27 protein-coding genes and 1 pseudogene are annotated in these 25,287 nt (G+C 70.5%); 18 read left to right on the top strand and 10 right to left on the bottom strand.

Annotated elements, in window-relative coordinates; genetic code table 11:
- The first annotated feature begins 40 nt into the window (after positions 1 to 40).
- Both ACU436_RS39295 and ACU436_RS39290 read left to right on the top strand, forming a co-directional pair.
- Positions 41 to 964 carry a ketopantoate reductase family protein gene (locus ACU436_RS39295; protein ID WP_459032220.1) on the top strand — a complete coding sequence of 308 codons (924 nt, stop codon included), beginning with the start codon at positions 41 to 43 and terminating at the stop codon, positions 962 to 964.
- Positions 961 to 2,073 carry an enolase C-terminal domain-like protein gene (locus ACU436_RS39290; protein ID WP_459032219.1) on the top strand — a complete coding sequence of 371 codons (1,113 nt, stop codon included), beginning with the start codon at positions 961 to 963 and terminating at the stop codon, positions 2,071 to 2,073. Before ACU436_RS39295 ends, ACU436_RS39290 begins: the two co-directional genes overlap by 4 nt.
- Before the next feature lie 64 nt (positions 2,074 to 2,137).
- Here ACU436_RS39290 and ACU436_RS39285 read toward each other — a convergent pair whose 3' ends face one another.
- Positions 2,138 to 2,827, bottom strand: a complete 690-nt coding sequence (locus ACU436_RS39285) for a GntR family transcriptional regulator (RefSeq protein WP_459032218.1) — start codon at positions 2,825 to 2,827, stop codon at positions 2,138 to 2,140.
- A gap of 124 nt (positions 2,828 to 2,951) precedes the next feature.
- Here ACU436_RS39285 and ACU436_RS39280 point away from each other — a divergent pair, with 124 nt between their 5' ends.
- Genes ACU436_RS39280 through ACU436_RS39255 form a run of 6 tightly spaced genes read left to right on the top strand, consistent with a single transcriptional unit; the run spans position 2,952 to position 7,877 of the window.
- Positions 2,952 to 3,749: an FAD binding domain-containing protein gene (locus tag ACU436_RS39280; RefSeq protein ID WP_459032217.1), complete on the top strand. Its 798-nt coding sequence runs from the start codon at positions 2,952 to 2,954 to the stop codon at positions 3,747 to 3,749.
- A gap of 14 nt (positions 3,750 to 3,763) precedes the next feature.
- A complete protein-coding gene (locus tag ACU436_RS39275) occupies positions 3,764 to 4,252 on the top strand; it encodes a (2Fe-2S)-binding protein (protein ID WP_459032216.1) in 489 nt (162 codons plus the stop codon).
- Positions 4,252 to 5,631, top strand: a complete 1,380-nt coding sequence (locus ACU436_RS39270) for a xanthine dehydrogenase family protein molybdopterin-binding subunit (RefSeq protein ID WP_459032215.1) — start codon at positions 4,252 to 4,254, stop codon at positions 5,629 to 5,631. The genes ACU436_RS39275 and ACU436_RS39270 overlap by 1 nt, the downstream gene beginning before the upstream one ends.
- Positions 5,631 to 6,650, top strand: coding sequence for a xanthine dehydrogenase family protein molybdopterin-binding subunit (locus tag ACU436_RS39265; protein WP_459032214.1), 1,020 nt, complete (start codon positions 5,631 to 5,633; stop codon positions 6,648 to 6,650). Before ACU436_RS39270 ends, ACU436_RS39265 begins: the two co-directional genes overlap by 1 nt.
- A complete protein-coding gene (locus ACU436_RS39260; RefSeq protein WP_459032213.1) occupies positions 6,647 to 7,564 on the top strand; it encodes an amidohydrolase family protein in 918 nt (305 codons plus the stop codon). Before ACU436_RS39265 ends, ACU436_RS39260 begins: the two co-directional genes overlap by 4 nt.
- A 37-nt stretch (positions 7,565 to 7,601) precedes the next feature.
- The gene (locus ACU436_RS39255) at positions 7,602 to 7,877 is read left to right on the top strand and encodes a YciI family protein (RefSeq protein WP_459032212.1); all 276 of its coding nucleotides are present in this window, start codon (positions 7,602 to 7,604) and stop codon (positions 7,875 to 7,877) included.
- A 515-nt stretch (positions 7,878 to 8,392) separates the two neighbouring features.
- Here the strand turns inward: ACU436_RS39255 and ACU436_RS39250 are convergent.
- A complete protein-coding gene (locus ACU436_RS39250; RefSeq protein ID WP_459032211.1) occupies positions 8,393 to 10,120 on the bottom strand; it encodes a SpoIIE family protein phosphatase in 1,728 nt (575 codons plus the stop codon).
- A gap of 369 nt (positions 10,121 to 10,489) precedes the next feature.
- Positions 10,490 to 11,473 (bottom strand): acyl-CoA desaturase, encoded by a 984-nt coding sequence (locus ACU436_RS39245; protein WP_459032210.1) that lies wholly within the window; start codon positions 11,471 to 11,473, stop codon positions 10,490 to 10,492.
- Between the two features lie 410 nt (positions 11,474 to 11,883).
- Between ACU436_RS39245 and ACU436_RS39240 the strand changes: the two genes are divergently transcribed.
- The 3 genes from ACU436_RS39240 to ACU436_RS39230 all read left to right on the top strand — a co-directional run bounded on the left by ACU436_RS39240 (position 11,884) and on the right by ACU436_RS39230 (position 13,090).
- Entirely contained in the window at positions 11,884 to 12,126 is a 243-nt protein-coding gene (locus ACU436_RS39240) for a hypothetical protein (protein WP_459032209.1), read from the top strand.
- Between the two features lie 155 nt (positions 12,127 to 12,281).
- Positions 12,282 to 12,914: a DUF5994 family protein gene (locus ACU436_RS39235; RefSeq protein WP_459032208.1), complete on the top strand. Its 633-nt coding sequence runs from the start codon at positions 12,282 to 12,284 to the stop codon at positions 12,912 to 12,914.
- A 14-nt stretch (positions 12,915 to 12,928) separates the two neighbouring features.
- The gene (locus tag ACU436_RS39230; protein ID WP_459032207.1) at positions 12,929 to 13,090 is read left to right on the top strand and encodes a DUF6307 family protein; all 162 of its coding nucleotides are present in this window, start codon (positions 12,929 to 12,931) and stop codon (positions 13,088 to 13,090) included.
- Between the two features lie 417 nt (positions 13,091 to 13,507).
- Here the strand turns inward: ACU436_RS39230 and ACU436_RS39225 are convergent, their stop codons facing one another.
- From ACU436_RS39225 to ACU436_RS39200, 6 genes and pseudogenes are all read right to left on the bottom strand, one after another.
- Complete coding sequence (locus ACU436_RS39225) at positions 13,508 to 14,995, bottom strand: glycoside hydrolase family 130 protein (protein ID WP_459032206.1); 1,488 nt, start codon at positions 14,993 to 14,995, stop codon at positions 13,508 to 13,510.
- Positions 14,996 to 15,009: 14 nt separating this feature from the next.
- Positions 15,010 to 16,038 carry a hypothetical protein gene (locus tag ACU436_RS39220; RefSeq protein ID WP_459032205.1) on the bottom strand — a complete coding sequence of 343 codons (1,029 nt, stop codon included), beginning with the start codon at positions 16,036 to 16,038 and terminating at the stop codon, positions 15,010 to 15,012.
- Positions 16,039 to 16,180: 142 nt separating this feature from the next.
- Positions 16,181 to 17,377 carry a glycosyltransferase gene (locus tag ACU436_RS39215; RefSeq protein WP_459032204.1) on the bottom strand — a complete coding sequence of 399 codons (1,197 nt, stop codon included), beginning with the start codon at positions 17,375 to 17,377 and terminating at the stop codon, positions 16,181 to 16,183.
- 179 nt (positions 17,378 to 17,556) lie between these two features.
- Positions 17,557 to 18,489 (bottom strand): annotated as a pseudogene (locus ACU436_RS39210) (RNA polymerase sigma factor); the annotation flags it as partial.
- Positions 18,490 to 18,542: 53 nt separating this feature from the next.
- Positions 18,543 to 18,806, bottom strand: coding sequence for a hypothetical protein (locus ACU436_RS39205; RefSeq protein WP_459032203.1), 264 nt, complete (start codon positions 18,804 to 18,806; stop codon positions 18,543 to 18,545).
- On the bottom strand, positions 18,803 to 18,940 hold the full coding sequence (locus ACU436_RS39200; RefSeq protein ID WP_459032201.1) for a hypothetical protein: 138 nt from the start codon (positions 18,938 to 18,940) through the stop codon (positions 18,803 to 18,805). Before ACU436_RS39200 ends, ACU436_RS39205 begins: the two co-directional genes overlap by 4 nt.
- A gap of 180 nt (positions 18,941 to 19,120) precedes the next feature.
- Between ACU436_RS39200 and ACU436_RS39195 the strand changes: the two genes are divergently transcribed.
- The 4 genes from ACU436_RS39195 (at position 19,121) to ACU436_RS39180 (ending at position 21,860) form a co-directional block, all read left to right on the top strand.
- Positions 19,121 to 19,849 (top strand): TetR/AcrR family transcriptional regulator, encoded by a 729-nt coding sequence (locus ACU436_RS39195; protein ID WP_459032200.1) that lies wholly within the window; start codon positions 19,121 to 19,123, stop codon positions 19,847 to 19,849.
- A 200-nt stretch (positions 19,850 to 20,049) separates the two neighbouring features.
- A complete protein-coding gene (locus tag ACU436_RS39190) occupies positions 20,050 to 20,253 on the top strand; it encodes a cold-shock protein (RefSeq protein ID WP_459032199.1) in 204 nt (67 codons plus the stop codon).
- Between the two features lie 634 nt (positions 20,254 to 20,887).
- Positions 20,888 to 21,697 carry a formate/nitrite transporter family protein gene (locus ACU436_RS39185; RefSeq protein WP_459032198.1) on the top strand — a complete coding sequence of 270 codons (810 nt, stop codon included), beginning with the start codon at positions 20,888 to 20,890 and terminating at the stop codon, positions 21,695 to 21,697.
- Between the two features lie 7 nt (positions 21,698 to 21,704).
- The gene (locus ACU436_RS39180) at positions 21,705 to 21,860 is read left to right on the top strand and encodes a DUF1206 domain-containing protein (protein WP_459032286.1); all 156 of its coding nucleotides are present in this window, start codon (positions 21,705 to 21,707) and stop codon (positions 21,858 to 21,860) included.
- A 45-nt stretch (positions 21,861 to 21,905) separates the two neighbouring features.
- On the opposite strand, the gene ACU436_RS39175 is transcribed toward ACU436_RS39180, so the two are convergent.
- Positions 21,906 to 22,916: a diacylglycerol/lipid kinase family protein gene (locus ACU436_RS39175; protein WP_459032197.1), complete on the bottom strand. Its 1,011-nt coding sequence runs from the start codon at positions 22,914 to 22,916 to the stop codon at positions 21,906 to 21,908.
- A gap of 218 nt (positions 22,917 to 23,134) precedes the next feature.
- Between ACU436_RS39175 and ACU436_RS39170 the strand changes: the two genes are divergently transcribed.
- The 3 genes from ACU436_RS39170 (at position 23,135) to ACU436_RS39160 (ending at position 25,255) form a co-directional block, all read left to right on the top strand.
- The gene (locus tag ACU436_RS39170; RefSeq protein WP_459032196.1) at positions 23,135 to 23,893 is read left to right on the top strand and encodes a GAF and ANTAR domain-containing protein; all 759 of its coding nucleotides are present in this window, start codon (positions 23,135 to 23,137) and stop codon (positions 23,891 to 23,893) included.
- 40 nt (positions 23,894 to 23,933) lie between these two features.
- Entirely contained in the window at positions 23,934 to 24,701 is a 768-nt protein-coding gene (locus tag ACU436_RS39165; RefSeq protein ID WP_459032195.1) for an ANTAR domain-containing protein, read from the top strand.
- A gap of 86 nt (positions 24,702 to 24,787) precedes the next feature.
- On the top strand, positions 24,788 to 25,255 hold the full coding sequence (locus ACU436_RS39160) for an STAS domain-containing protein (RefSeq protein WP_459032194.1): 468 nt from the start codon (positions 24,788 to 24,790) through the stop codon (positions 25,253 to 25,255).
- Positions 25,256 to 25,287 lie beyond the last annotated feature (32 nt).

The following is a 25,287-nucleotide window of genomic DNA, read 5'->3' as shown; positions in this document are numbered from 1 at the left end:
TGTTCAGAAGTTGTATGGACGTTCAAATAAGGGAGTGCGCATGCGCATCGCGGTGATGGGAGCCGGTGGGGTGGGCGGCTACTTCGGCGCCCGGCTGGCCGAGGGTGGTCACGACGTCGCGTTCATCGCCAGGGGACGCCATCTCGATGCCCTGCGCGCCGAGGGGCTGCGGGTGCAGAGCCCGAAGGGTGACGTGCACCTGCCGGAGGTCGTCGCAACCGACGACCCGTCCGAGCTGGACCCCGTCGACCTGGTGCTGTTCGGGGTGAAGCTCTGGGACACCGAAGCGTCGGCGATGCTCGTCAAGCCGCTGCTCGCCGACCGGACAGCCGTGGTGTCGTTCCAGAACGGGGTGGCGAAGGACGACATCCTGCGCAACGTCCTCGGCGCGCAGCACGTCCTCGGTGGGGTGTGCTACATCGCCGCCACGATCGCCGAGCCTGGCGTCATCAACCACGCCAACACCCTGCAGAAGCTGGTCTTCGGCGAGTACGACGGCACGCCGTCGGCCCGCGTGCAGCAGTTCCACGACGCGTGCGCCGACAGCGGGATCGACGTCGAGATCAGCGACCGGATCGAGCAGACCATCTGGGAGAAGTTCGTCTTCCTCGTCGGGCTCTCCGGCACGACCAGCACGTCACGCACGCCCATCGGACCGATCCGCAGCAACCCGCGGTCCCGCGCCTTCCTGCACGATGTGATGGACGAGGTGGTGCAGGTCGCGCGTGCCCAGGGGGTGCCACTGCCCACCGAGTTCGCCGACGAGCGGCTCGCCTTCACCGACAGCGTGGCCGAGACCATGACGTCGTCGATGCACCACGACCTCGAGCGCGGCAACCGGCTCGAGGTCAACTGGCTCAGCGGCGACGTCGTCGAGCGTGGCGCGGCCCTCGGCGTTCCGACCCCGTGCAACCGGGCGATCACCGACATCCTCGCCGTGCACAGCGAAGGACGCACGGCATGACGGCATCGGGTCCGGTCGAGGAAGGCGGGCTGACCGTCCACTCGGTCGCCGCCACCCTGGTCCGGGTGCCGATGCGCCGGGCGCTCGGGACGAGCATCGCGCGCATCACCGAGGCCCCGCTGCTGCTGATCGACCTGCGGACGGAGGAGGGCATCACCGGGCGCACCTACCTGTTCTGCTACCTCGAGTCCGCGGGGCACGCGTCGCTCGCCCTGCTGCACGACGTCAACGCCGTCCTGGCCGGGACCCCGGCAAGCCCTGCGGCCGTGCGGCGGGCGCTGGAGGCGCGTTTCAGGCTGCTGGGCACCAGCGGCCTCGTCTCCGCCGTCATGGCAGGCGTCGACGCCGCCTGCTGGGACGCGCAGGCCGTCGCCGCCGGGCTGCCCCTGGCCCGGATGCTCGGCTCGACCTTGCGGCCGACCCCCGCCTACAACAGCAACGGTCTGGGCCTCATCGCACCGGACGCCGCCGCCGAGGAGGCCCGGGAGCTGGTGGGAGAAGGCTTCCGCGCCATCAAGATGCGACTCGGACGCCCGTCCGCCGACGACGACCTGGCGGCCGCCCGCGCCGTCCGCGCCGCGATCGGGCCGGACGTCGCGCTGATGGCGGACTTCAACCAGGCGCTCAGCCCCGTCGAGGCCCACGCGCGTTGTCGGGTTCTCGACGACCTCGGGCTGTGTTGGATCGAGGAACCGGTCCGCCACGACGCCTTCCCGGCATGCGCCCAGCTGGCCGCCGATCTGCGCACACCCGTGCAGATCGGAGAGAACTTCGCGGGCCCCCGCGCCCTCTCGATCGCCCTGCAGCACGGCGCCGGCGACCTGGTCATGTTCGACCTGGAACGCATCGGCGGCGTCAGCGGGTGGATCGCAGCCGCGGCACTGGCCGACGTCGCGACCATCCCCGTGTCGTCGCACCTGTTCCCCGAGGCCAGCGCACACCTACTGGCCGCAACCCCGACGGCCCAATGGCTCGAGTACGTCGACTGGGCCGCACCGATCCTGCGGGAGCCCCTGCGCATCGTGGACGGACACGCGATACCGCCAGAACGACCTGGCAACGGCCTCGAGTGGGACGCAGCGGCCGTCGCGCGGCACCGGATCGGCTGAGGCAACGCCACCCTGCGTCGGGAGCCTCTCCGCGACCCGAGGCGCGATGCACCGGGTCGCGGACCTACCGGCGATGGGGGAGCTGCGCGTAGGCCAGCTGGTGCTCGCGGGCGTGCCGGCAGGCGCGTTCGACGTCGCCGGCGAGCATGTCCTGCAGCAGCTGCTGGTGCTCTTCGGCCACCGTGGCGAGATCGGGCTCGAGGACCATCAGCGCGATGGATGTGCGGGCCTCGATCTGCAGCGCCTCCCAGGCCCGGATGAGCAGGCGGTTCTCGCTCGCCTCGACGACCACGCGATGGAAGGCGGTGCTCGAGGTGCTCATGAGGGCGGGATCCCCGGCCTCCGCGCTGCGGCGCATCTCCGTGATCGCCTTCTCCATCGCGGAGCGGGGGACCGCGCCGCGCAGCATGCACAGCCGGGTGGCCCCCTCCTCCAGGGCGGCCCGGACCACGTAGGCCTCGCGGAGGGTCTGCTCGGCGAACGGGACGACCGTGCTGCCCAACCGCGGGCGGCTCTCGATCAGCCCGAGGGCCTCGAGGTCGCGCAGCGCCTCGCGGACCGGCGCCTGGCTCGTGCCGAACTCGGCCGCGATCCTCGTCTCCACCAGCCGCTCACCGGGGGCGTACTCGCCGGACGTGATGCGCTCGAGCAACCCGTCCCGGATCTGGCGGCTGAACGTCGGGCGGGACACGCGTGGGGCGACGGAGCGCCTGGCGCCGCTCTCGTCGGCGGGCCGCCGCTCGTGGTCCGTCATGCGGCCATCCTCCGTCCTCGCCGTGGCGGTACGCCGCCCGGCACTGCTTGACCGGGGGACGGTGCCGCTCCTACGCTAATTATCGATATCGATAATCCTGCGACGACGCTGGAGGCTCGACAAGATGCTGACCGCCGTGTTGGTGCCGGAGAGCCTCGACGCGGTGCAGGCCGCACTTGCCGACGAGGCCCGGCCGCTGGCCGGCGGCACGTACCTGATGCCACGCCTGAACGACCGCTCCACGCCGCCGACGCGCCTGGTCAGCCTGCGTCGCGCCGGTCTCGACCGGGTCGCGGTGGGCGCCGACGCGGTGAGCATCGGGGCGACGACCACCCTGGCGCGGATCGAGGACGACGAGCGTCTCGCCGTCCTGCACCCGTGCATCCGCTCCATCGCCGCCCGCCCCGTGCGGAGCCTGGCGACCGTGGCCGGGAACCTCTTCGTGCGTCAGCCGTACGGCGATCTCGCGGTGGCCCTGCTCGCGCTCGACGCCGACGTCGAGATCCGGGGACCCGGAGGTTCCCGCACCGAGCCGCTCGAGCGGATGCTCCTCACCGGCTCGGCGCCGGACGAGCTGGTCACGGGCGTGCGGTTCGCCCGGCCGGCGGTCTTCCGCTACCACAAGGCCGGCAGGCGGCGGTTCAACTCCGCCAGCATCGTCACGGTCGCGGCGGTGCTCACCATGGCCGACGGTGTGGTGCGGGACGTGCGCGTCGCGCTCGGCGGCCTCGCGCCGCGGCCGATGAGGTGCGAGGCCGCCGAACGAGCGCTCGCGGGCCGTGCACTCGACGAGGAGAGCGTGCGCGCCGCCGCCCGTGCCGCGGAGCCGGTGATCGAGCCCTTCGACGACGCCCACGCCTCCGCCTGGTACCGCCGTCGCGTCTTCCCCGTCCACCTGCGCCGAGCCCTGCTCGGCCACTGATCGAGGAGTGTGTGGTGCCATCCCAGATCGTCACCCTCACGGTCAACGGCTCGCCACGGGAGCTGATCGCCCGTCCGTCGACCACCCTGCTCGGGGCCCTGCGGGAGAACCTGGGCCTGACCGGCACCAAGCGCGGATGCGCGCAAGGCGCCTGCGGCACGTGCACGGTGCTCCTCGACGGCGAACCCGTCGTGTCGTGCCTCGTGCCCGTGGTCACCGTGGACGGTGCGGAGGTCACCACCGTCGAGGGCCTCGCAGGCGGCGACGGCGGGCTGAGCCCGTTGCAACAGGCGTTCGTCGACAACTTCGCCCAGCAGTGCGGCTTCTGCACCCCGGGCATGCTCATGTCCGCGTGCGCGCTCCTGCGCCGCACACCGGCACCCACGCGCGACCAGGTCCACGAGGGGCTCTCGGGCAACGTCTGCCGCTGCACCGGCTACCAGCCGATCGTGGCCGCGGTGCTGGACGCCGCCGAGCGGAACTCCGCGGAGGTGGGCAGCTGATGGTCCGCGTCAACCCGATCGACCACGACTACTTCCCGCACGAGCGGCGCGGCTCGTTCAGCGTCATCGGCTCCACCGTCCCACGCTCGGACGCGCACGGTCACGTCACCGGGCGCACCCGGTTCTTCGAGGACACCGCGCCGCGGGGGCTGCTCCACCTCAAGGTGCACCGGTCCACCCGCCACCACGCCCGGATCGACCGGGTGGACGTCGGCGCAGCCCGGCAGGTGCCGGGGGTGGTCGCCGTCCTCACCCACGAGGACGTGCCGAACAACTGGTACACCGTGCTGCGGCTGATCGGGATCGAGCCGAACGACGAGCCGGTGCTGGCCGAGGACCGGGTGCTCTACCGGGGGGAGCCGATCGTCGCCGTCGTCGCCGAGACCGAGGAGGCCGCCTGGGAGGCGACGGGCCTCGTGGCCGTCGACTACACCGACCTCCCCGCGGTGCTGGACGTGGAGGAGGCGCTCGCCCCCGGAGCCCCGGTGATCAAGCAGTCGGGCACCAACTACTTCGTCTACGAGGGGCACCACTGCCGCCGGGTCCGGTTCGGCGACGTCGACGCCGGGTTCACCGCCGCCGACCACGTCTTCTCCTGGACCTACGGATCCGCCCCGATCGAGCACGCCCCCACGGAGACGACGGGCTGCATCGTCGTCCCGCAGGGCGACGGCAGGCTGCGCATCCACAGCAACACGCAGGCGGCCTTCTTCACCCTCGACAACACCGCGCTGATCATCGATCGCCCGTTCGCCGACCTGCAGGTCGTGGGCGGCACGGTCGGAGGCGGGTTCGGCGGCAAGGTGGACGTGATGGTCGAGCCGCTGGCCTGCATCGCCGCCTCGGCCACCAACCGTCCGGTCCAGTTCAGCTACAGCCGGGAGGAGGAGATGCAGGTCTCCTCGCCTCGCGCCGCGGAGCGGATCGTCATCACCGACGGCGTGCGGGACGACGGCAGCATCCTCGCCCGCAAGGTCGTCCTGCACGTCGACGCGGGCGCGTACTCCCGGCACAGCCCCTACGGCACCACGAAGGCCGCCGCCCACTTCCCGGGGCCCTACACGATCCCCAACGTCCACATCGACGCCCACTGCGTGTACACCAACCGGACGCCGTCCAGCGCGATGCGCGGGTTCGGCGTCACGATCGGGGACTTCGCGCTGGAGTCGCAGATGGACCGGATCGCGCGTGCGCTCGACATGGACCCGCTGGAGCTGCGCCTGAAGAACGCCTACCGCGACGGTGACGTCAAGGCTCACCGCAAGAAGGCGTCGGGCACCGGCCTCATCGAGGTCATCCAGCGCGCCGCCGACCTGGTCGGCCACGAGCTGGACCCGCAGTACCGCCGGCTGTCCTCCACCACACCCCGGGAGGGCTGATGGCACTGCGTCGCGGCCGGGGCTACGCCGCGGTCAACTACCCCACCGGGATGAACCTGGGCGGTGACCCGTCCCAGGCACTGATCCACGCCACCACGACGGGGGCGTTCGTCGTCACCCTCTCCTCGGTGGATCTCGGGCAGGGCCTGCGAACCGTGGTCGCCCAGTGCGCGGCCGAGGTGCTCGGCATCCCGTACGAGTCGGTGATCATCGACACCGCGGACACCGACACCGGGCCGCACTGCATGGGCACCTTCGCCAGCCGCGGCACCCACCGCGTGGGCAACGCGGTGATCATGGCGGCCCGCGAGGCCCGCGAGATCATGCTCCAGGTCGCCGCCGACGAGATGGAGGTGGACGTGGCCGACCTCGAGACCGACGGCACCGGCTACGTCACCGTCCGAGGGGTGGCATCCCGGCGGCTCCACATCAGCGAGATCGCCGGCGCGGCGCACTTCACGCAGGGGAGGAGCATCTCGGGCCGCGGGATGTTCCTCAAGGAACGCAGCTACCCGGATCCCGAGACCGGAGCAATGGATCCCGACTCCTGCCAGGCGCACGCGTGCACCGTGGCCGAGGTGGAGGTCGACGACGAGACCGGCGTCGTCGAGGTGCTGACCCTGCACAACACCTACGAGATCGGCCGCGCGCTGAACCCGGCGCTGGTGAACCAGCAGGTGGAGGGCGGCGCCTGGATGGGCGTCTCGCACGCGTTGTTCGAGTCGACCGAGCCGTACTACCCGCATTCCCGCGAACACGGGCCGATCGACTACAGCCAGTACCTGATGCCGGGCCCCGCGGACACCCCGGCGCAGACGAGCGTGCTGCTGGAGCGGCCGGCAGCCGACGGCCCCTTCGGCGCCAAGGGCATCGGTGAGATGACCGCGAACGCCCCGATCCCGGCCGTCGCCAACGCCATCTTCGATGCCGTGGGCGTCCGGCTGACCACGATGCCGTTCACCCCCGAGCGCGTCCTGCGGGGCCTGGACGAGCTCGCCGACCGGAAGGCGGATCGATGAGCCGGCACGGACGCTACGACGGCCCCGTCGTGGACTGCCACCACCACGTCTGGCGGCCGCGGGACCTGCCGTGGCTCGCCGAGGGGAACGTGCCACGGATCTTCGGTCCGCACGAGCCCATCCGACGCGACTACCTGATCGACGAGTACGTGCAGGACGCGAAGAGCGCCGGCATCGTCGAGTCGGTCTACGTGCAGACCAACTGGCCGATGGACCGGGCCGTGGACGAGGTCCGGTGGCTCGCCGAGGTCCACCGGGAGTCGGGCTGGCCGTCGGCCGTGGTCGGCTCGGCGGACCTGTTCAGCCCGGACGCGATGTCCGTGCTGGATACGCAGGCGGCCATCTCCCCGCTGGTCCGGGGCACCCGGCTGCAGCTGCACTGGCACCCGCGGGAGGAGTTCCGCTTCGCCTCCGCGCCCGACGCCCTGCTCGACCCGGTGCTCGTGCGCAACGTCGGCCGGCTCGCCGAGCTCGGCCTGCTCTTCGAGCTGCAGGTCTTCGCCGACCAGATGCCGGCCGCGGCCGAGCTCGTCGCCGCGTGCCCCGACACGACGTTCGTGCTGGTGCACGCGGGCATGCTCGTCGACGCCGGCGACGACGACGAGGTCGCCCGCTGGACGAGCGGCATGCGGTCGCTCGCCGCGCAGCCCAACGTGGTCGTCAAGCTGACCGGGCAGGGCACCTTCGTGCATCGAGTCGACCCGGGCCTCGTCGGGTTCGTCGCGGAGCAGGTGCTCGCCCTGTTCGGCCCGCGGCGGGCGATGTTCGGCAGCAACTTCCCGGTGGAGAAGCTCTGGACCGCGATGCCTCCCCTCGTCGACGCGTGGCGCGACGCGCTGTCCTCGAGGTCTCCCGAGGAACAGCGGTGGATCTTCGCCGACAACACCCGCCGCGTCTACGGGCTGTCCGCATGAACAGTCCCCGCCCCATCCCGTTCCCCCAGGAGGAAACGTGCCCCTGTTCGTTCTCACCTACGCCTACAACGACACACCGCAACGCAGCGAGCGCCGCGCCGACCACGTCGCACACCTGGAGCGGCTGAGCGCCGATGGCGCCGTCGTGGCCGCCGGCCCCCTGGCGGACCTGAGCGGCGGCGTCATCGTCCTGCAGGCCGACGACGAAGCCGGCGCGCAGCGGCTCGTCGAGCAGGACCCCTACACGCAGCACGACGTCACGAAGGACCGCACGCTGCGCGAGTGGAAGGTGACCGTCGGGTCGCTCGCCTAGCTTGCTGAGGCCGGGGTTCGTGATGGTGTCCGGCGCAGAGTTGCTGGTGGTGTGGGGTCCGCGCCGGCTGCCTTCGGGAGTTTGGCGTCACTACCGTCTCCCGGGGTCGCCCCGGTGACCCCGGGGCGAGCACCATGCCGCCGGCCGAACCCGCCAACAACCCGGTCACGGAGACGACCCTCCAACGTCCGAAGCGGCTGGCGGGACCGCCGGGTGCCGGTCACGTTCATGATCCGCGGTATCGGTTGGCCATGGCTGCGGCGACAGCCGTGGACAACCGATACTCGCGATCTTCCCAGCCAAGATCGCGCATCGACGGGCATGAGCTGGTACGCGTTGATCGACCTGGAGCTCTACCTGTCGCGCAGCCGGGCCGACGACCCGACACCAACACAGCGCCCGAACCAGCCGCTACCGCCGTCGACCAGCTACATGATCACGATCTACCGTTGCAGGACCAGACGGTTGATTCCTATTGGATCTTCGTGGCCGGTCATCCAAGGTGGGCGTGCTAGCTACCCGGCACTGCGCAAGGCGACCATTGCGATGTCGTCGTCGTCCGGAGCGTCCGTCAGGAGGTCGTCGCACATCTCGTCCAGTGACCGCGCGGCCATCGTCGAGGCGCGGCGCACCAGCCGCGCCAGGCCGTCGTCGAGCGCCTCTCCACGCCGCTCGATCAGGCCGTCGGTGTAGAGGAGCAGCGTTGCCCCGTTCGGGAGCTCGATCCGGGCGTCGGTGCGTGGCACGTCGATCACGACCCCGAGTGCTGCACCGTGGGCCCCACGGAGGACGTCGACGTGCCCGTCCGGATGGACCAGGAGAGGCGGTGGGTGTCCGGCATTGGACCACATGACGTTGTGGGTCCGGCCTCCACCGGCGGGGGTGAGTCTCGCGTAGATGCCGGTGGTCAGGCTTGCGAGCCTCATCCCGATCAGGACGTGGTTGAGCGCGTCCAGGACGGTCGACGGCGCTGCATCGAGGTGGTAGGCGAACCCGCGCAGCATGCTGCGCAGCTGGCCCATGACAGAAGCTGCGTCGATGTCGTGGCCGGCGACGTCCCCGACGACGAACGCGATGTCGCCGCTGGGGAGTGGGAAGGCGTCGTACCAGTCCCCGCCCACTGCGGCGTCGATCGCGGCGGGCTCGTAGCGCACCCGGATCTGCACGTCGCCCAGCTGCGCCGGCGGCTCGGTCATCAACGCGCGTTGGAGCGTCAACGAGCTGTCGCGGACGTGCTCGTACCGCATTCCCTGGCGGAACGTGACGGCTGCCTGCTCCGCGATCAGCCTGAACAACTCGAGGTCGTCGATCCCGTAGGGAGGGCGGCTGGTAGCGGCGGCGAACAAGATCACGGCGCGCACGAGTCCTTCGTCCATGACCGGGACGGCCGCCTCGCTGTGCAGATCCAACGCCTGGATCAGGTCGACCGTTCCGGCTTCGTGCGCCCAGTGCGGGACGCGGTGGGTCAGAGACGGGCGGATGACCGGGCGCCCGGCCGCAACCGCATCGGTGACCGGATCGTCACCCCGCCAAAGCGTGAGCTTCCCGGCGGGCAGGGGGGTTGTCCGTGCTTCCTCTCGAGTGGTGACCACCGTGCAGTGGGTGACGAGCGGCAGTTTCGGCGGCCGACCGGCCGATACCGGGTGATCGAGGACGTGGACGGTGCAGGCGTCTGCGAGAACGGGGACGACCGCGTCGGCCAGTGCGCTCAGCTTCGACTCCGCGGCAAGGACGGTCGTCGAGGCCGTCAGGATCCTCAGCAGCACCTGTTCCCGAGCGGCCCGGCGCTCGTCTGTTCTCCGCGCGAGCACCTCACTCGTCGTTTCGACGGCGACGATGAGCACGCCGCGTGGCCGTCCGTCCGGGCCGCTCACCGGCGAGTACGAGAGGTTGAAGTAGCTCTCCTCGGTGAGTCCGTCGCCGTTCCGGTCGAGATCAACTCGTGCATCCGTTGCGTGGTTCGGCAGGCCGGTTCGCAGGACGTGGTCCAACTGCCCGCGAAACGTGACCGCGTCCGCCAGGTCCGGCAGCGACTCGAGGAAGGTCGAGCCGATCAGGGGCCGGTTCCCGGTCGCCACGCGGAACGTCTGGTTGGCGTAGAGCCACCTGTGCTCCGGGCCGTCGACGACGGCGATGGCAGCGGGGGCGTTGTCCAGGGCGCCCACGACCCACGGCTGCTGATCGCGTTGCGTGTACAGCGCGAGCTGGACAGGATCCGGACCGAGCGCATCCGGACGACTCACCGACGCAGGGTAGCGAACAACCCGTCGGTGGGGCCATCTCATGCCGTCGGGCTCGCGGCGCGGCTCCGACGTCGGTATGCCCGCCACGGCGGACGGGCATGAGGATGATCGGCAGGACAGCGTGACGCGCAGATCGCGCACTCCCAGGCCCTGGCCGACGTACTGCGCGAGTCTCGACCGACCCCGTCTGTCGCTTCCAGTTCCCCGGTCACCGCTGACCGCAGGGACGGAGGAAGGTCACGGGGGTCAGGTCCACCACCAGCAGCCGGGGCGGCGGACCATCCGCTACACATCGCTCGATCGCCGGAAGCAGCTGCGGCGAATCTCGACCCTCCGGCGACGGATCCGCGGATCGGCCGCGCGCGGGGGTCAGGCTGCCGGGTTGACGTTGAGCCGGGCCATGCGGGTGGCGGTGGGCCAGCGGACGTTGTGCGCCCATCCGAGCTTCTCGAACGCCCAGATGACACGCGCGGACATGTCGATCTGTCCGGGCTGCACGCCGTGGCGCGCGCAGGTGGGGTCGGCGTGGTGCAGGTTGTGCCAGGACTCGCCCATGGACAGGATCGCCAGCGGCCAGAAGTTGGTCGCCTTGCCCTGTGCGGTGAAGGGGCGGTCGCCGATCATGTGGCAGATCGAGTTGATCGACCAGGTGACGTGGTGAAGCACGGCCACGCGGACCAGCCCGGCCCAGAAGAACGCGGTGATGGCACCCCAGAACGACATGGTGATCAGGCCGCCGAGCAGGGCGGGTGCGAGGAGGCTGAGCACAGTCCAGACCGGGAACAGCCGGCTGATCCGGGCGATGTCGCGGTCGGCGAGCAGGTCGGGGGTGAAGCGGGCGGCGTTGGTGCGGTCCTTGGCGAACAGCCAGCCGAGGTGGGAGTGGAAGAAGCCCTTGGCCAGCGCGGCCGGGGTGGTGCCGAACAGCCACGGCGAGTGCGGGTCGCCCTCCTTGTCGGAGAAGGCGTGGTGGCGGCGGTGGTCTGCGACCCAGGTGATGACATCGCCCTGCAGGGCCATGCTGCCGGCGATCGCGAGGCCGTTGCGCAGGCCCCGGTTCGCCTTGAACGCCCGGTGGGTGAAGTGGCGGTGGAACCCGGCGGTGACGCCGAAGCCGGAGAGCAGGTAGAAGGCGACGGCGAGTCCGATGTCGAGCCAGCTGAGGCCCCATCCCCATGCGAGCGGGACGGCCGCGACCAGGGCCAGCATCGGGAACAGAGTGAAGATGTAGACCAGTGCGCTCTCAGCGGGCGGGCGCCGCCCGTCGAGGACGGGTTTGGGGCCGCCGCGCTGGGGATCACGGGTTGACGGCGGGCCACCACGTGCGGTGGACGGGGTGGTCAACGTGGTCATGCTCGGTTTCTCCTCTGAATATCGGATGTGCGGCAGTCGTCGTGCTGCGGCCGGTCTGGCGGCGGCGTGGAGGGCGTTCGGGAGGGCCCCGCCCGGGGACGATGCCCGCGGGTGCACGGAGACTCCTTCGCTGCCCACGCCTCCTGGCGCCATCGCAAGGACTCGACGCAGGGATACCCGGGATCGGGCAGCTGTAGCACTACCTCTGTCCGTCTGTCCGCTACGATCTAGCGCTACAGTGTAGACACTACGGTGTAGCGGCCCGGATCCTCAACCGGAGGTGGGGCAGCACACGATGAGGGAGGTGGCCGAGACGCACAGGTGACGGCCGGCGCTCCGGTCGCGGTGGACCGTGCTGCTGACCCCCGGCGTCCCGAAATGCGATGCCGGCGAGTGAAGGAGGGGCCGCGATGCGACCTGGTGACAAGATCACTCGAATCGTTCCTGCCGCGGGCTACTACGCGGTGTACCGCGAGGGGGACGAGATGACGTACAACCCGGTGGCGGCGTGGGTGGTGGTCGAGGACGAGGACGGGCTCCAGCGCGTGGACGGTATCGATCCCAGCCGTGTGGGCTGGGACGGCTCGCCCTGTAGCCATGCGAGTGAGTTCGTCGAGTTCATCTACCGTGAGGAGCGCGAGCGACGTCGCTGAGCAGACCTGGGACGCGGAGAGAATCGGCGACTTCCGGTGCGAACGGGTGTAGTATTCGACTTGTCGGATTCAGCCAGTACACGGGCATTTCGGGTCCATGTCGTCTTCGGCGAAAGTCCATGTCGGGCGTCCGCGTCCGAGGACGGAGCACCGACATGATGTCGGCATCCACCACCCGAAGCGAGTCTCACAGCGCCCTTTCAGACCATGAGCAACTCCGGCTGCGGTTGAAGCCGCGCGGACCTGTGTCGGGGTTCGTGGACGGCGGGTGGTGGCCCCGCTCGCGCGACCTTCCGGCCGAGCTGCCGGCGCTGTTGGCCGTGCTCGCGGTCCGGCTGGGGGCGGTCGAGAGGGTGAGCTACCACCTCGAGGACTGGGGGCCGGTTCCGCGCAGGATCACGGTCGACGGCCAGCTCGTCCGGCTCGCCGGCTACCGCTCGCAGCATCCAGCGACGATCGACGTACTCAGCGCCGGCCACCGTGTCACTCTGCTGGTCGTAGCGCCCGAAACCACAGCGCACGCGGCGCACGGGGTGCTGATGGCGGCGGGTCGTCGAGCCAACACCGACGGCATCGACGCGCTCCTGCTGACCCGCACCGCCGATTCCGGCGGCGTGGACGAGGTGGCGCAGCAGCGGTGGGGATCTCGACGGCGGACCCGCGGCGATGGGCTCCAGCGGGAACAGGCTGGTCAGCACACCGAACTCCTGATCAGTACGGCTCTTGATCAGTACAGCGCCACCCACCTGCCCACGGGCGACTCGCACGTGTCGACCGTCCTCGTCTGATGGAAGAGTCAATCATGGAAACCGCCACCAAGACCTACATCTCGCTCTACGAGCAGCGCATTCGTCTCGTCGCTCATTCCTTGACGCAAAATTCCAAGCTCAGCGAGAAGGACGCAGCGGAGCTCGCAGTGCACGTGCTGTACGCAATCGACCACATCCCGGAGAAGGTACGATAAATCACCGACGGTGGTACCCGTCCGCGCAGTTCTGCGGTACGCTGGCAGCGGCGGACAGGGCGAACTCGTCGTTGCACCCATTTTCGGGAGCTGAATGATCGCCGCGTCGACGACATCGAGCTACCCTGTCCGCCGTAGAGAGGACCACCAACATGAGATCGTCCCTCCGGAAGAAGCCGCATGACGTCGGGCAGATCCCGTTTCCTGGGTCCACGCATCCGCTACCGTGGCGGAACCAGCCGTCCGGCGGGCTGAACCACGTCGCTGACGCGAACGGGCGGCCGGTCTACGACGGCCCGGACGCGGCCGAGATGTTCCGGTTGTACAGCGCCGAGGCCCGGGTGGAGCGAGCGGGGCAGCCGGCTGTGTGACGGTCCCCCGACTTCGCATCGCCGCCGCTGACGAGCGTGCGCCCGCTCACCGGCCGTGTCGGGTCGCGGGCGGTGGCCCGTCGGCGGCCAGCTGATCGAGCAGGAGCGGCACGTCGACGATGGCGAAGCGCACGGAGGCGTCGCTGGCCCCGTACGGCAGCAGGAGCCGGTCGCCGTGCAGGAGGGCGCCGCAGGAGTACACGACGTTGGGCACGTAGCCGTCGCGTTCGTCGTCCCGCGGGCTGATGAGCGGCTCGCGCAGTGCGCCGATCACCCGGCTCGGCTCCTCCAGGTCGAGGAGCAGGGCACCGATGGCGTACTCGCGCATCGGCCCGACGCCGTGGGTCAGGACCAGCCATCCCCGGTCGGTCTCGACCGGTGAGCCGCAGTTGCCGGTCTGCGTGAGTTCCCACGTGCGCGTCGGGGCCTGCAGCGTTCGCGGTTCCCCCCACGAGAACCCGTCGGGGGAGGTCGCGATCGCGTTGTTCTCCCGGTCCCAGCGGGAGAGGGCGACGTGCCGCCCACCGACCGTGCGCGGGAACAGGGCCATCCCCTTGTTCTTCGCCGCCGGCCCGGAGAGCTGCGACATCCGGAAGCGACGGAAGTCGGGGGTCTCGATGAGCTGGGGCGCGATGCGGTCTCCGTCGAACGCGGTGTACGTGGCTCGGTAGGTCGCGGTGCCGTCGTCGGAGACGACACGGACGAAGCGCGCGTCCTCCATTCCGCCTGCCTCCGACGGGCCGTGCGGCCACAGCACCCGTTCGGCGATCGTCGAGCGTGGGGAGAACACGACCTCGTAGCTGCACCGGGCGATGCGGCGGGCCCGCTCCGTGGTGCGGGCCGCGCCGTGTCGGGTGACCTGCTGCCTCGCCAGGGCCTCGATGGCCCGCTCCAGCTCCGGCTCGCCGAACCGGGCCGGGACGCTGCCGATCAGGAACGACGCGCTCTCCGCGTCGGAGCCGTCCTCGGCGAGCATCGCGGCGAACAGAGCCCTGTCGAGCACGGCCTCGCTGGAACGGCCGGTTTCGACGTGCGGCCCCGGGTCGTCGAGGGACAGCTCGTTGCCGGCGCCGAGCACCCCGGTGCGAAACTCCACCGATGACACGTGGCCCTCGCCGACCGCGCGCAGGCTCATGACGAACCGGAGGTGACCGGTGGGGAGGCCGGACTGGTCGGGGTGCGGCACGATCGACGGGTTGAACAGCGCGGCGGCCTCGATCGAGTACTCGTGGGTGAACCACGCGCCGATCAGCGTGCGGCGCTCCTCGGTCAACGCGTTGCCGTCGGGCACCCGATGGGCGATCTCCTCGTAGTGAGCGGCGAGCGTGCTGCGCAGGTCGCGGTGCCGTCCCGGGTAGCGGGCGAGGACGTTGCGCAGGGTCGAGCGGACCTCCTCCTCGGGCAGCGCGCAGATCCGCGCCAGCACGCCGGTGGCCCGGGACTCGGTCGCCCCCACGAGCTCGTGGCCGGGGACGAACAGGCGCGCCAGCACGCGTGCCGGGTCCGCGGTCAGGGCGGTGTCGAGACGCGTCACGATCCCGGCTCCGCTCATGCGACACCGTCCGATGTGAGGAGCGCGCGAGCGTGCTGCAGCGTCGACACCAGCGCCAGCGTGGACTCCGCGCCCTGGTTCTCGTTGCGCCCGTGGCGCTCGAGTCCGTCGCAGCCGCCCCCGCTCACGGGGTCGTACAAGGGTCTTGCGGTGTCGTTGGCGCCGAGGAACCAGTCGGCGGCACGGGAGATCCCATCGAGCCAGCGGATCTCTCCGGTGAGGCGGTACGCCCGCGCGCACGCATCGGCGAGCGCGGCCGCCTCGATCGGCTGCTGGTCGTAACCCGGCCCGCGGTCGGACGGCCCCCGACCGGCCGCGGGAACCAGCGAGAGGTGCCCGTGGCGGGTCTGCACGTCGATCAGCCAGGCGAGCAGCAACAGGCCGTCGGTGGTCATCGCGGACACGTCCAGCGCGGCACCCGCCACCAACAGCGCCTCGGGCAGCGCAGCGTTGGCATAGGCCAGGCGTGGTTCCGGCCATGGCCACTCCGCCCTCCGGACCGGCCTCCCGATCGTGCCGGCGGCGGCGGCGAGCAGATCCAGCGCCCCGACGTGCCCCGGCCGGAAGGCGAGCACCTCCGCGGCGCCGAGCGCCGCGAACGCCATCGTGCGCGGCGACGGCGAACGCCACCGCGCACCTCGGTCGAACGCCGCGAGCGCGCGCGGGTCCCCGGCCGCCGTGCCGAGCCCCCAGAGCGCTCGGCCCCAGCAGTCCTCGACACAAGGTGCGCCCCGGAAACGCAGATCGGTGCCCCGGCGGTTGCGGAACCTGCCGTCGTCGTCCTGGGCGGCGAGCACGAAGGCCAGGTAGTGCTCCCGGAGGTCGTCGTGCTCGGGCCCGCTCTCGCGGCACACGACCACCAGCGCCCGCGCCACGTCGTCGACGCAGTAGCCGTGCTCACGCCGCGGCGTGGTGTGGTCGGCGTGCTCGTAGAGACCACCGGCGTCGGTGAGCCGCCTCAGGTGCGTGAAGGGCGGGGACGGGATGTGGCTGTACCGGGCGGCCGCACCGATCGACGTGCTCACGAGCCCTCCTCGCTGGCGCTCGTCGGCCGCGTTCGCGGCGCTGCTGCGTTGAATGGTGAGCTCGCAAGCTCGCTCACGAGCCCTCCTCGCTGGCGCTCGTCGGCCGCGTTCGCGGCGCTGCTGCGTTGAATGGTGAGCTCGCTCATGAGGTGGGCACCGGTGCGGCGACGAGGGATTCCGCGATCTGCCGGTAACGGGCGGCGACAGCGCCCCACAGCAGGTCCGGGGCCTTCCGGGCGGCGCGCTCTGCCATCTCGTCGGCGAGTCCCGGCTCCTGGAGCGCGCGGCGCAGCGCCGCCTCCAACGCGACGGGGTCGCGCTGCGACACCACGAGCCCGGTCCCGTCGCCCAACAACTCGACGGCGTGCGGGAACCTGGTGGACACGACGGGGCGGCCCGCGGCCACCGCTTCGATGAGCACCCCGGAGGTCACCTGCTCGTGGGAGTCGTACGGCAGCAGGACGACATCGGCCCGCTGCACGAGATCGGCGAGCTCGCCGACCTCGAGGTACCGGTCGTCGAGCTCGACGACGTCGGCCACGCCCCGGGTGTGCGCACGCAACACCAGGCTCTGGCGGTACTCCTCGCCGTCACGCTCGACCACCTTGGGATGCGTCCTGCCGATGACCAGGTACCGCGGCCGGAGGTCCTCCAGGCCAGGCATCGAGTCGATCGCCCACTCGATGCCCTTCCCCGGCCCCAGCAGTCCCCAGGTGAGGACGAGGGGCCGATCGGCCGCGAGCCGTTCCGCCCGGGCGGCCTCGGTATCGACCGGGCCGTGGTCGATGGCACCGTGCGGGATCACGACGACCGAGTCGGGGTCGGCGCCGTAGCTCGCCACCAGTCGCTCCCGTGCGGTCTCGGTCATGGTCACGACGACGTCGGCCGACTCGACGAGCCAACGCAGGATGCGGCGCTGGCGCGAGGTGGGCTCCTGGAGCACGGTGTGCAGGACGATGATCGTCGGCACCGTCAGGCCCGCCACGATGTCGACCACATCGCAGCCGTCGACGCCACCGTAGATCCCGTACTCGTGCTGGACCACGACGGCCTCGAACCCGTTGAGCCGCTGCACCGCGGCGAGGGCGCTGCTCGGGGATCCGTTCACCACGTGCGCCGTCACCTCGGCCCCGGGGTGCGACTCGTCCCGGTCGACGATCCGGACGACGCCGGCGGTACCGGGCCGGCGGTTCAGCTGCTCGGCGAGGGCGGCGCTGAACGTCGCCAACCCGCACTGCGTCGGCGGATAGGTGCTGAGGATCCCGATCGTCGCGGGTCGCGGCGCGTCGGCGGGCGGGCGGGGTGCCGGTACGGGGGAGCGGGGGAGGGTCGTGGGCACGAGTACTCCTGACGTCGACGGGAAGTGTTGGGCGCCGCGGCGTGCCACGCCGTCGGGACGGCGTGGCGCCGGCGGGTCGAACGTCGTCGGATGGGAATCGGTGCGGACGGCTGGGCTCGGCGAGCAGCCGAGAACCGGACCGCGAGGCCATCTCGAATGATCGCCGGCGTCATCGCCGGTCAGCTGAGGTATTCGCGGAGGCTTCCTGTTCGGGAGGGGTGTCGGAGTTTGGTCATGGTCCTGGCTTCGATCTGCCGGATCCGTTCGCGGGTGACCCCGTGGACGCGGCTGATCTCGTTCAGGGTGTGTGGCCGGCCGCCGGTGAACCCGAACCGCATGCGCAGGATGTCGGCCTCCCGTGCGGTCAGGGTGGCCAGTACCGCGCGGATGTCGTTGCGGAGGATGGCTGCGGCCGCGGCCTCGTCGGCGGCGACCGCGCCGGCGTCCTGGATGAGATCGCCGAGGCTGGCGTCGTTCTCGGGGCCGAGGGTGAGGTCGAGGGAGATCGGTTCGCGGGTGTACTGCTGGATCTCGCGGACCTTTTCCGTGCTGATCGACATGTCTGCGGCCAGCTCGTCGACCGTGGGGTCGCGTCCGAGCTGCACGAGCAGATCGCGCCGCCGGAGATACAGCCGGCTGAGGAGCTCGCCCACGTGCACGGGGATGCGGATGATGCGGGCTTGGTCGGCCATGCTGCGGCTGATCGCCTGTCGGATCCACCAGGTGGCGTAGGTGGAGAACTTGTAGCCCTTGGTGTAGTCGAACTTCTCGACCGCACGGATGAGGCCGATGTTGCCTTCCTGGACGAGGTCGAGGAAGGGCATGCCGCGGCCGGAGTAGCGCCTGGCCACGGACGTGACGAGCCGCAGGTTGGCTTCGATCAGGTGGGCTTTTGCCCGCACGCCGTCGCGGGCGAGCCAGTGCAGGTCCCGGGTGGTCGCAGCGGTGGCTGGGAAGTCCTTGTCGGGTCGGCTGAGTCGTTCCGCGGCGAAGAGGCCGACCTCGATGCGTTGGGCGAGCTCGATCTCCTCGACGGCGGACAGCAGTGCGGTTCTGCCGATGAGTTGCAGGTAGGCGCGGACGGGGTCGACGGATGCTGCGCGGTGTTCGTCGGCATCGTGCGGGCCGCCGTCGTCGGTGGTCCGCGTCGCGTTTCCCGTTCGGCTCACGGCGACCAGCGGTTGTAGGCGGCGTCGAACGCGACCGAGGACAGCGACCGGGTGAGTGCGCGCATGGTGGCGAGCGCCTGGTACTTCGCGCCGATGTCAGGGCGTTCGCCGGATCGGTCCACGTCTTGCCAGAGTGCGTCGACGTAGTCGAGCAGGACTTGCCGGGCGGCGAGTTGCCGCTCGCGCTCGGGTTCGCTCGCCCTGGTGAGTCGTGCGCGGTCGAGCGAGGCGAACGCCTCGACGAGCTCCTCACCGGTCATCGGTCGGCCGCCGGTGCTGCCGGGTCGTGGGCGGACATGTCGATCTGTCTGCGTCGCACGCTGCGTTGCCCGTCGAGCACGGGCTTCGGGCCGCCGCTGCTCCGGCGGCGTTCCGGGCTGGTCGGGGTCGTCACGCGCGCGTGTTCTCCTCGGGCTCGATGACGAGTGGCGGGCAGTCAGGGAACGTGGACCCCGGCGGCTCGAGGACGGCTCGGCCCCTCCAACAGGCAGAATGCGACACGGCTGCGCGCCGTAGCGCTACGGTGTAGACGCTACGCTGTAGCGTCTGAGTTCTCAACGTGAGCGGGGATTGGATGACGAGCGACGCCGACGCAGCGGTCCGCCGCCGATCGGTCCTGCGCCGCGAGGATGTGCTTGCCACTGCGTTGCGGCTCATCGACGCGGACGGGGTCGAGGCGCTGTCGATGCGCCGAATGGGCAAGGCGGTGGGGCGTGACCCGATGCGCCTGTACCGGTTCGCCGGGAGCAAGGAGGAGCTCCTCGACGGCGTCGTGGAGCTCGTGCTCGGCGAGCTCCTGGTCCCGGCGGGGGAGTCAGGGAACTGGGAGCAGGTGCTGCATCGCACGGCGCACGAGTACCGGAAGATCGCTCTCGTGCACCCGCACGTGGTCCCCTTGCTGGTGACCCGGCCCCTGGCCACGCCGCTGGCGCTGCGCCCGCTCGGGACCCTGCGCCCGCTGGAGGCTCTGCTCGAGTTGCTCGTCGGTGCCGGGTTCGACGAAAGTGGCGCGCTGCACGCATACCGCTTCTACATGGGCTTCCTCCAGGGACATGTGCTCAACGAGCTGCAGGAGCGGGTGTACGACCCGGAGGAGACGGATGACCTGCTCCGGCTCGGCCTGCACCGGTTGCCGGCCAAGGAGTTCCCCCGCCTCCGTTCCCTCGCCGCCGAGCTGGTGGCGTACGACGGGCTCCAGGAGCTCGAGGAGGGCCTGAACGTGGTTCTCGGTGGCCTGCGACGCCAGCTCGAACGGGCGACGTCACGAGATTGCGAAATCCGACGCGCCCCGCACGTCGGATGACATCACTGGCAGCTCGGGAACAGATCGAGGCGGTCGGGAGTTGTAGGTGTCAGGTCGTTCAGTTTCGTGATCGTGTTTCGCACGCCCGCAGGAACAGTCGGTGATCATCGCGCCGGCGTCATCAGGACGTCGCCGCGGCCATCGTGGCCGGCCGGTCCCCGCACGATGCGGGTACCACCAGACCTGCGAGGAGCAGATCCATGGCACAGGGAACCGTGAAGTGGTTCAACGGCGAGAAGGGCTTCGGCTTCATCAGCCAGGAGGGCGGAGGCGCTGACGTCTTCGTGCACTACTCCGAGATCGACGCAGGCGGCTTCCGCAGCCTCGACGAGGGGCAGCGCGTGGAGTTCACGATCGGCCAGGGCGCGAAGGGCCCGCAGGCCACCGGGGTCCGCGTCGTCTGACCCGCCACTCGGCTCAGGGGCCCGCCTCCGTCTGGAGGCGGGCCCCTGCCGTGCGCGGCCGCGTCGCCACACGCGACGATCCGGGCTCCGCCCGTGTCCCCGTGATCCGCTGTGGCCCCGGTGCCGCACGCCGTGATCCCCCGGTTGCAGCGCGGCAGGCACAGCCGTTACTGAGGGTTCCGGTATGCAGGCGTGGATGTTGAATCCCTGCACGTCGCCAGCTGCCCTCGGCAGGTTGCCGGTGCCCCCTTGCCGCGTTGGACGTCGGCCGTCCTGGCTGCGACCCTGATGGTTCACGGTCGCTCCGGACCCCGGCGGCCCCTTCGGAGAATCCCAGGACGGGGTGGGTGACGCACGTGGCAGGCATCCGCGGATTCGCGGCCCCGACAAGCGGCAACTGGGACAGCGGCGTGGTCGTCCAACGCGAACGCGGTCCGGCCCGAGCCCGGTGGCATGCGGGGCGCGTTCTCGGCGTCCGAGCGCGCGGACGTCGGCCGCGGCCAGTTCTGCACCGTGGTCCAGGCGCGGTCGGACCCGCTCCTCCGAGCTCCGGGGCCGGCGCGGCATCCACCCGTCGGCCCCGGGTACGTCCAGCACGCGCGGACGTGGGCGCTGAGCCCGGTGGCTTCGGTCCATGAAGGGCGATGATGCGGCTGATCCGGATGTGGCGCAGCAGGACTCGGAGCGAACCTTCGACCGGCTGGTGGACGAGGGCGAACAGCGGTTGGGCCGGTCGTGGTCGGGGCTGTTGTCGACCGGTTTCCTCGGCGGCCTCGACGTCGGGATCGGCGTGCTCGCGTTGTTGCTCGTCGAGCACGAGACCGGCAGCAAGCTACTCGGCGGGCTGGCCTTCTCGATCGGGTTCATCGCGCTGACCTTGGCCCGCAGCGAGCTGTTCACCGAGGACTTCCTCGTGCCTGTCGCCGCCGTCGTCGGGAAGCGTTCGCCGGTGCTTTCATTGGTCCGGCTGTGGGTGATGACGATAGTCACGAACCTCGCCGGCGGCTGGGCCGTCACCGCGATCGTGATGCTCGGATTCCCCGCGCTGCACCAGACCGCCATCGACGCGGCCACGTTCTACATCGAGCTCGGCTTCACCTGGCGGGCGTTCGCGTTGGCGCTGATCGGGGGCATGCTGATCACGGTCATGACGCATCTTCAACATTCCACCCGGTCCGACGGAGTGCGGCTCGTGCCGGCGACCGTGATGGGGTTCCTGCTCGGCGCGGGCCAGGTTAACCACGCGATCGTGGCCTCGTTGGTCTGCTTCGCGGCCCTGCATGTCGGCGCTCCGTTCGGCTACCTCGACTGGCTGGGACTGTTCGTACTTGCTGTTATCGGCAACATGATCGGGGGGCTCACGCTGGTCACCCTCTTCCGACTGCTGCAAGTCCCCGACAAGGTCCTGGACGAACGCCACGACAACGAAGGCGGCACCCGATGACCAGGCCATCTGGGGCGACCGGCAGCAGGGGCAGGGACTCGACGGCGCATTGCAACAGATTCAGGCGCAGCCGTTCGGGAGATTCATGCTCACCGGAGAGGCAATCGGATTTGCGGAATTCGGCGTGTTCGCGATGCTCCAGGCGCGGTACCGCCGGATGTGACCGAGGACCGCTGCACACTGGACAAGCCGAGAACGAACGGCCGGATCAGCCGACGGTCACCAGCGCCCCGGGCGCGATGTCGATCTGCACCCGGGTGCCGGCGTCGAGCGCGAGCACTTCCCCGTCGAGTTGGAGCGGGGTCGGCTTGAGCGTGGTGAATCCGTAGTGTTCGGCGGTCGGCTGCGGACCCAACCCTTGGGTCGCGGCCTTGATCGCCACCCCCAGGGTCTGCCACTTCGTGGTGTGCGGCAGGGTGATCACCTCGAACCGCCCGTCGTCGGGCCGTCCGGCCTCGCTGAGGGTGGCGTGCTTGGCCATGTGCATGATGTTGGCGAACAGCAGGCTGTCGAAACGACGTCGACTTCCGTCCTCCAGTTCGATCACGAACGGGCGGAAGCGGGCGAAGGTCCGCACCACCGATGCGATTTCCCGGATCGAGCCTTTGCCGCCCTTCTCGAGGTCGATCGCGACAACCGGGGTCAAGCCGATCCCGATGTAGGAGTGGGCGAACCGTGACCGTGCGTCCGGTGCGTTCCCCACCGTCAGGCGCAGCAGGTCGATTCGGCGCACCTCACCGGCCACCACGGCATCGGCCAGTGGGCGCTCGCGCGTGGTCCGCCGGTGGTCGTTCGCGTTGCCCGCAGCCATCACCGCGCAGGCCGCGTTCTTGTTGCCCGCCTGCATCGCTCCGTCGACCACTTCGTTGTACCCGCCGTCGCCGCTGACCGAGATGATCAGCGGATGGCCGGTCCCGGCCGCCTCTCTGGCGAGTTCGCGGGCGTGCCCGGCGTGTTCGGTCGGGCTGAGGCTCACCGCCGTGCTCGGTAGCCGGTCCGCCAGGTCCGCTCGCAGCTCCTCGGCCAGGCGTGGAGCTTCCCCCGTGCTCTGCGGATTGAAGATCACGACGATCCGGTCGAAAGAGGCCACACCGGACCGTAACCTCGACCCCGTGTCGTCGTCAGATGCAGGTGCGGTGGTTCTGCCGTAGAAGTCCTGGCCGGGCTGGGAGTTCTCGCCGAGGTCCTTGGCCGTGATGTCGAAGGCGCGCGAGGTCATGCCCGTTCGGGGTCTGTGACTGGTGCCGACCCACGGGACACGGCCATCGTGCGAATCCGACTCGGGCGGGTACGGTGTTCCCATCGCCGGTGCCGACCAGGTCCCCGTCGAGCCCGCGGCGGGCTACCCACGACCCGACAGGCGTTCGATCATGGCGAAACTTGCTGGCCAACGGCTTTCGTGGCAGCTGTGGCGCCTCCAGTTGCCGGGTAGCGGTCGTGGCGACTGAGCTCGGCGCGGTGACCCGTGCGTTGTTGACCATTGCCCGGGACGGCACCGACGGTCGCGGGCTGGCACAGCGGATCTGCGAGGCGTGTGTGGACGGACTCGACGTCGACGGGGCGGCGCTCTCGCTGCTGACCGCCAGTGTGTCCCGCGAGACGTTGTGGGCCACCGACGCCACCGCCGAGCTGCTGGAGGACCTGCAGTTCACACTCAACGAGGGCCCGTGTATGGAGGCCGCGACCACGGGGAACCCGGTGTTGGTGCCGGATCTGCACCACGACACCGAGACCGCACGATGGCCGATCTTCGCCGCCGAAGTCGCTCAGCAAACCCCGGTGGGTGCGCTGTTCGCGTTGCCTCTGCAGTGGGGCACGGTCAACCTCGGGGTCCTCGACCTCCACCGGTCCACCCCGGGGGAGCTCGGTGCGGACCAGTGGCGCGACGCGGTCGCCGCCGCCGACACCGCGGCGGTGATGTTGCTCGGGCAGCGCACCGACCCCCAGCCGCACGGTCCCGCCGCCCCCGGCAGCAACGGCCATCGTGACAGTGCCGGCGGGTGGTTGGACCATGCGCTGGGGCACCGGGCGGAGATCCACCAGGCCACCGGGATGGTCCTGGCCCAGCTCGGGATCAGTGCCACCGACGCTCTTGCCCGCCTGCGAGCGCATGCGTTCGTGCACCAGCGGCTACTCATCGACGTCGCCCGCGACGTCGTGGACCGGCGCCTGGTGTTCACCGAGGAGATGACCTAGACCGATGCCGATGCCGTCACCCGATCCGGAGGGACCTGTTGTGAGCCAACCCGACCGTGAACAGCGGGTCAGCGCGGCGTTCGTCGCCCTCGCGGACACCTTGGTCGACGACTACGACATGATCGACCTGCTCGATCAGCTCGTGGCGCACTGCGTCTCGCTGCTGGCTGCCGATGCCGCCGGGATCATGCTCGCCGACGCCCGCCAGCAGCTACGTCCGGTCGCCGCCTCGAGCGAGGACGCCCAGACCATGGAGCTGCTGCAGCTGCAGTCCGATGAGGGCCCCTGCCTGCAGGCCTACCAGACCGCCTCCCTGGTCCGGATTGCCGATCTGACACAGGTGGCGGACCGGTGGCCCCGGTTCGCCGCGGCCGTCGCGCAGGCCGGTGCGTTCGCCTCGGTACACGCCATCCCGCTGCGGTTGCGCGGCCAGTCCATCGGCGCGCTGAACCTGTTCCACCACACCCCTGGCCCGCTGCCCGAGGCCGATCTCGCACTGGGCCAGGCACTGGCCGACGTCGCCACCATCGGCATCCTGCAAGAGCGCGCCATCCGCCGCGGCGAAGTCCTCAACGAACAACTTCAGTCCGCCCTGAACAGCCGTATCATCATCGAGCAGGCCAAGGGCGTCATCGCCCAGAGCCTCGGGTTGTCGATGGACGCGGCGTTCGACCGGCTGCGCCGCTACTCGCGCAGCAACAGCTGGCGCCTGGCCGAGGTGGCTCGCCGCGTCGTCGACAGCAGGCTGGATCTGAACGTCCTGTCCTCCTCCGCCTCGGATCGGCCTGAACCCACGACGCGGGGTTGAGCGGTCGCTGATCCGCCGCGTACGCTCGACGGCGTTGCCCCAGCCCCCGGTGACGGTTTCGTCCTGTCAACCGGAAGGGGCCTGCTGTGTCCGTGGCCCGCACGCCGCCGATCCGCGACGAACCCGAGAACCTCGCATCACCTCACGTCGTCGACCTCCGATCCCGCGACAGCGCGATGCCGTTCGAATGCGAACCGGCCGTCGAGTCCGGCCCGGCCGGGAACATCGTGGTGCTGCGACTGGCCGGGGAGATCGACCTGCTCACCATCCCCACGGTCCGCGCAGCCCTCGTGGAGGCGGTGGCCCAGCGACCAGCCGATCTCGTGATCGACCTGGCCGCGGTCAGCTTCTGCTGCGTCCGGGGATTCGCCCTGCTCGCCGCGACCGCCCACGATGCACAGAGCAGCGGGATCTGCTGCGCCGTCAGCGGCATGCGCCCCCATTTGGACCGCGTCGCGAGCATGCTGTGGCCCGAGCAGCTCTGCGTCCGGATCCGCAGCGTCGCTGCCGCCGTGGCTGCCATCCGCATCGACCAGACCTACCGCGACACCTGAGCGACCTCCCCGAAGGCGGGAACGGGTTGGGG

Source organism: Pseudonocardia wallangbongensis (assembly GCF_054486945.1).
This window is presented reverse-complemented; position numbering and strand designations above follow the sequence as displayed.

Bases quoted from the DNA above. Each gene is read 5' to 3' on its own strand.
- ACU436_RS39280 (WP_459032217.1), top strand. From the start codon at position 2,952: ATGCTGACCGCCGTGTTGGTGCCGGAGAGCCTCGACGCGGTGCAGGCC.
- ACU436_RS39290 (WP_459032219.1), top strand. From the start codon at position 961: ATGACGGCATCGGGTCCGGTCGAGGAAGGCGGGCTGACCGTCCACTCG.
- ACU436_RS39235 (WP_459032208.1), top strand. From the start codon at position 12,282: ATGATGTCGGCATCCACCACCCGAAGCGAGTCTCACAGCGCCCTTTCA.
- ACU436_RS39285 (WP_459032218.1), bottom strand. From the start codon at position 2,827: ATGACGGACCACGAGCGGCGGCCCGCCGACGAGAGCGGCGCCAGGCGC.
- ACU436_RS39185 (WP_459032198.1), top strand. From the start codon at position 20,888: ATGAAGGGCGATGATGCGGCTGATCCGGATGTGGCGCAGCAGGACTCG.
- ACU436_RS39265 (WP_459032214.1), top strand. From the start codon at position 5,631: ATGGCACTGCGTCGCGGCCGGGGCTACGCCGCGGTCAACTACCCCACC.
- ACU436_RS39190 (WP_459032199.1), top strand. From the start codon at position 20,050: ATGGCACAGGGAACCGTGAAGTGGTTCAACGGCGAGAAGGGCTTCGGC.
- ACU436_RS39175 (WP_459032197.1), bottom strand. From the start codon at position 22,916: ATGACCTCGCGCGCCTTCGACATCACGGCCAAGGACCTCGGCGAGAAC.
- ACU436_RS39270 (WP_459032215.1), top strand. From the start codon at position 4,252: ATGGTCCGCGTCAACCCGATCGACCACGACTACTTCCCGCACGAGCGG.
- ACU436_RS39195 (WP_459032200.1), top strand. From the start codon at position 19,121: ATGACGAGCGACGCCGACGCAGCGGTCCGCCGCCGATCGGTCCTGCGC.
- ACU436_RS39205 (WP_459032203.1), bottom strand. From the start codon at position 18,806: ATGACCGGTGAGGAGCTCGTCGAGGCGTTCGCCTCGCTCGACCGCGCA.
- ACU436_RS39230 (WP_459032207.1), top strand. From the start codon at position 12,929: ATGGAAACCGCCACCAAGACCTACATCTCGCTCTACGAGCAGCGCATT.
- ACU436_RS39240 (WP_459032209.1), top strand. From the start codon at position 11,884: ATGCGACCTGGTGACAAGATCACTCGAATCGTTCCTGCCGCGGGCTAC.
- ACU436_RS39260 (WP_459032213.1), top strand. From the start codon at position 6,647: ATGAGCCGGCACGGACGCTACGACGGCCCCGTCGTGGACTGCCACCAC.
- ACU436_RS39245 (WP_459032210.1), bottom strand. From the start codon at position 11,473: ATGACCACGTTGACCACCCCGTCCACCGCACGTGGTGGCCCGCCGTCA.
- ACU436_RS39295 (WP_459032220.1), top strand. From the start codon at position 41: ATGCGCATCGCGGTGATGGGAGCCGGTGGGGTGGGCGGCTACTTCGGC.